7 protein-coding genes and 1 pseudogene are annotated in these 4,066 nt (G+C 38.5%); all 8 read left to right on the forward strand.

The genetic code is table 11. The features are described from left to right. Positions 1-656 precede the first annotated feature (656 nt). Complete coding sequence (locus QZT26_RS16620; RefSeq protein WP_157820614.1) at positions 657-815, forward strand: hypothetical protein; 159 nt, start codon at positions 657-659, stop codon at positions 813-815. Next, the gene (locus QZT26_RS16625) at positions 806-1,342 is read left to right on the forward strand and encodes an HPP family protein (protein WP_099325819.1); all 537 of its coding nucleotides are present in this window, start codon (positions 806-808) and stop codon (positions 1,340-1,342) included. Before QZT26_RS16620 ends, QZT26_RS16625 begins: the two co-directional genes overlap by 10 nt. Positions 1,343-1,535: 193 nt before the next feature. Next, positions 1,536-1,826, forward strand: coding sequence for a hypothetical protein (locus QZT26_RS16630; protein ID WP_157820613.1), 291 nt, complete (start codon positions 1,536-1,538; stop codon positions 1,824-1,826). A gap of 234 nt (positions 1,827-2,060) precedes the next feature. Beyond that, positions 2,061-2,267 carry a transposase gene (locus tag QZT26_RS16635; RefSeq protein WP_099325817.1) on the forward strand — a complete coding sequence of 69 codons (207 nt, stop codon included), beginning with the start codon at positions 2,061-2,063 and terminating at the stop codon, positions 2,265-2,267. Positions 2,268-2,564: 297 nt separating this feature from the next. Beyond that, the gene (locus tag QZT26_RS16640; RefSeq protein ID WP_164994617.1) at positions 2,565-2,789 is read left to right on the forward strand and encodes a hypothetical protein; all 225 of its coding nucleotides are present in this window, start codon (positions 2,565-2,567) and stop codon (positions 2,787-2,789) included. Continuing rightward, positions 2,755-3,180: a transposase gene (locus QZT26_RS16645; protein WP_295103739.1), complete on the forward strand. Its 426-nt coding sequence runs from the start codon at positions 2,755-2,757 to the stop codon at positions 3,178-3,180. The genes QZT26_RS16640 and QZT26_RS16645 overlap by 35 nt, the downstream gene beginning before the upstream one ends. A gap of 129 nt (positions 3,181-3,309) precedes the next feature. Then, a pseudogene (locus QZT26_RS16650) lies at positions 3,310-3,459 on the forward strand (helix-turn-helix domain-containing protein); the annotation flags it as partial. Between the two features lie 190 nt (positions 3,460-3,649). Continuing rightward, positions 3,650-3,943, forward strand: coding sequence for a hypothetical protein (locus QZT26_RS16655; RefSeq protein WP_295103741.1), 294 nt, complete (start codon positions 3,650-3,652; stop codon positions 3,941-3,943). The last annotated feature ends 123 nt before the right edge of the window (positions 3,944-4,066 follow it).

The following is a 4,066-nucleotide window of genomic DNA, read 5'->3' on the forward strand; positions in this document are numbered from 1 at the left end:
CTTCATCGAAATGGTGAATCTCCTTTCAGGTGTTTTTTGTTATCAATATACCGCCGAATACCTTGGAAATCCTACCATTTCAATCCTATTCCTGCAACAAGGCTTTGCCTTGTTTGCAGGATTTAGGTGCCATTATTGAGGCCATGAACAAATACGGTGGTAATTCAAACAAAGGTTTCGCAGGTGCCTGGAATATCCACAACGACACTGTGTAGGAAGATTTTAAAATACAGAATCAAATAACAACACTAAATCTCGGACACTATCGGCAAATAATTAATTTCATACTGAAACCACTATTGCATAATGGAATGTTTTCGTGAACCGATAAGACGCAGATTATTAAGAAGATGAAAATATAATCGTTTTAATAAAACGTTGATTAAATACCACTTATGTGAAATATAAATGGTATTTTTCCTCCTCATTACGACATTGGTATATCTTTCGTTATTACAACGAACCAGAAAGTAAAATTTATACCTTGCTTGATTTAATAAGGTTACAAAGCAAAAAGCTGGTTTGTCTTTGTAAATCGCCTCAAGACAAAGATAGTGAAAAACCGATGTGGGTGATAATTCCTCTTCTGTACTTCATAGATTGTTTTTTGTGAATCTTGCGACTGGAGATGAGGAAGAAGTGAAGAGTTTTATCAGATGTTCAAGAAAAGAAAAAACACAGAGGTTAAAAAAGTTATCGATGTTGCACTTGAGGTAAAAAACGATTTTGTAGCAGATAAAGAGAGTTTTTCTGCTTGTTTAATAAGAGGTTTTAAAAGGGCTTATACAGAGGAGGGGATAAAAAAATGCTGGTAATGAATGGAATAAATAAATTTTGTGTGTATGTAAAAAAGTTACCCAGAGCGCCGCAACCCGTGCTCACCACAAGAGAGACGTGGCTTTCTCTCTGGGGAACGATTCTTGGGATAGGGGTAACGGCGATACTGGCCTTTACATGGAATTGTCCGATGTTATTAGGGTCTTTAGGATCTACCGCACCATTGCTTTATTGTGCGTATAAGTCGCCCCTGGCACAGCCAAGGAATGTTCTGATGGGGCATTTTCTTGGCGCAAGTATCGGGGTGATTATCTATGATTTATTTGGCGTGACGTGGTGGTCGCTTGCGCTTGGCGTTGCCCTTGCTGTTGTTCTTATGTTTGTGACGTACTCGGTACACCCCCCGGCAGGCGCAACGGCATATGTAGCTATTCAATCGGGGGGGTTGGGTGTCGGGTATCTTTTTATCCTGAATCCCACCGTTCTGGGAGTGTTTACCATGGTGGTGATAGCGGTTATCTTTAATAAGGCGATGAAGAGAGATTATCCGGCACATTGGTGGTGAAGGATGTATGATAAGCATAGGAGATGTCTGATATTTCATGAACATGGATGTCCAATTTCGTTAAATTACGGAGAGAAAATGTATCTCTCGATTAAAAATCGGCTCATTTTCTTACTCATTGTATTTCCGTAATTACCGTTTGTTCTGCAAAGGATTGTGACCTATCCAGGGATGTAGTCGGATATTCAGGCATGTGTTAATTAGAAACCTCGACGACATTGGGCATAAGCAGTCAGAACTGGTCACAACCTGGATTAGCGAAAGGATGAAGAATACCCATGTGGTTGCAAACAATCCGTTGATGGCTAAATGTGCAAAGAGTACAAGAAGAGACAAGGACTATGCAGATGTCGACCAACATCTTAAAGTAGTAAAAAGTGAGTATGTTTTAAAGAGTGTGCTTGTTCGTAATGATAAGGGAAAGGATTTGAGTATTTTCATAACAAACATATGGTTGCTGAGTTTATCAAAGCATCGTTATTAAATAAATTTCTTGAACATTTTGCATCGTGTTTTACTAAAAAACAATTTGCAATGTTTCTCCTTGTCGCCTACGTAATGTTTAAAGACTATAAAATAAATTCACTGGAGGGCCATGGCACAAGACGTTCATACGGATTACCAGAAATTTCAATACTTCTTTTCTGAATCCAAATGGGATTTACCCGCATTAAAGCAGAAAAGAATGGACATTATCTAAAAACAAAGAACCAAGGCATTGACAAAAGACAGCATCCTTACCATAGATGATACTGGGTGTCCAAAGCCCTATGCTAAAAACACAGAAGCCGCCAAATGGCAATATTGCGGTTCGCTTAAAAGGCCGGAAAACCGCAATGTTGTTGTTGGCGCCGCATTTGTCTCAAAAATAAAACATTTTCCTCTGGATGTTATCCCCTACCTTCCTGCCGACGAGTTCGGGTAAGGAAAAAATGACCCCAAATTTAAAGACAAAATACAAATAGCAATGGATATTTGATACTGCTTCGAACGTCTTTGATTTTTCAGCCATTGCCTTCGATTCATGGTATGCATCTCAACGGTATCTCGAACATATTCACGCAAAAAAGAAATACTTTTTTTCAGAAATAAAAGCAAACAATCATCATGTTGCATTAGCAACACCCAGAAACAATGAAAATGGTTTTATAACCAGATCGTGTTGTAGTATATGTACTTAAGCTATTTTTTGTAGTCTTACTTTCGAGACAGAAATATCTTCATGTACCATCCGGAAAAACAAAAACATTGTCGTGTCAAACCCGATGAGCTCGTGACCCTCATCAAAAAACATTATGCCGACAAAATCAGGCATGTTACTTTAAAATTCTCGGATGGAAGCGAAGTTTCCGATAAAACCTACACGTTTGACGCCGAACTGAATGGTTGCAATGAATGTCCATTTGAAGTTTATGATAATTTTGGGAAAATGGAACAGGGAAGATGACAAAAAACATCATATCCTTATCACCAACCAACTCGATGCCTCTATGAAAACGGTTATCACAAACTATCTGTTGCGTTGGAGCATTGAACACTGTTTCAAGGAATTGAAGGATACTTTTTATTTCGATCATTATCAGGTAAGGCACATTGACAAGATTGAGCGGTATTGGAATATTTGTCTGATCTCATGGACGTTCGTTTATTGGATAAAACAAAATGCTTATTTGGATAAAATCATGGAAACAAAACCTTCTACCTTTAATGAATTCAAAAAAGCAATCAATTCCCTGCTTGAATTCTCATCAACAAACGCTTTATCAAAGAACGAAAAACTCTCACAAGAATATTTTAAAATTAAATCCGCTCGATTTAAGAAAAAAATCGCTGCTTAATTTTTAACAAAATACTGTTAAAAGAGTTTTTTAAACGTATATACTCAAACGGATTGAAAATTCAAAGTTGATATCTCCTTTATTATGTTAAACCACCGACCTATAAAAACAACCCTAACCGAAGATCAGATGCAAAAGCCAGAAGAACAGCACAAAATCTAAAAAGGCAGTAGAATATATGATCGGATAAAGGCTGTATTATTGACTAGCGAAGGCTGGACCCTAAAGCAAATAGCACAGGCATTACGCATACATGAAACAACGGTATGGGAGCACTTAAATGCGAGAGCGTAATGACAAAATAATTTGAAATGCTAAACGAGCGTATTTTTCGTATTTCGTGCTTCGCATTGTTGGATGTTTTGGATTTGTTTTGGATTTCACGATTAAATATTTTGTTTAAAAATGCAAAGAAATTGCTGATAAGGTACGAAAGCGTTGCCATAAGGGTTTCCATGAGTATTTTCAGGTGAAACCCTCACAAGTCAATGGCTCACAAAGAACCATTATGCATATCGACATGGATGCCTTCTTTGCCTCCGTTGAGCAGCAGATAAACCCATCCTTGCGGGGAAAACCCATTGCGGTGGTCGGTTCCAATGAAAGAACGGTCGTTACCACGTCTTCTTATGAAGCACGGGAATACGGCGTCAAAACGGGTATGACTAAATATGAGGCGAAGCGGCTGTGTCCTCATATTATATTGGTGGAAGGTAATACCGGCCGCTATACAGATACCTGTCGCAGGCTTGTAGAGATATGAGTGCCTTGAAGTATGGAATACCTGAGTGGTTGAAAATACCACCTCTGCGAGCCTAATCCTCGTAGAGAAGTTTGTGCCTATGCGCACACAATGGAGCAATCCGTATGCGTAGAAAGATAGCAT

Origin of the sequence: uncultured Candidatus Kuenenia sp. (genome assembly GCF_900696675.1) — a bacterium.
Lineage (GTDB): Bacteria > Planctomycetota > Brocadiia > Brocadiales > Brocadiaceae > Kuenenia > Kuenenia stuttgartiensis_A.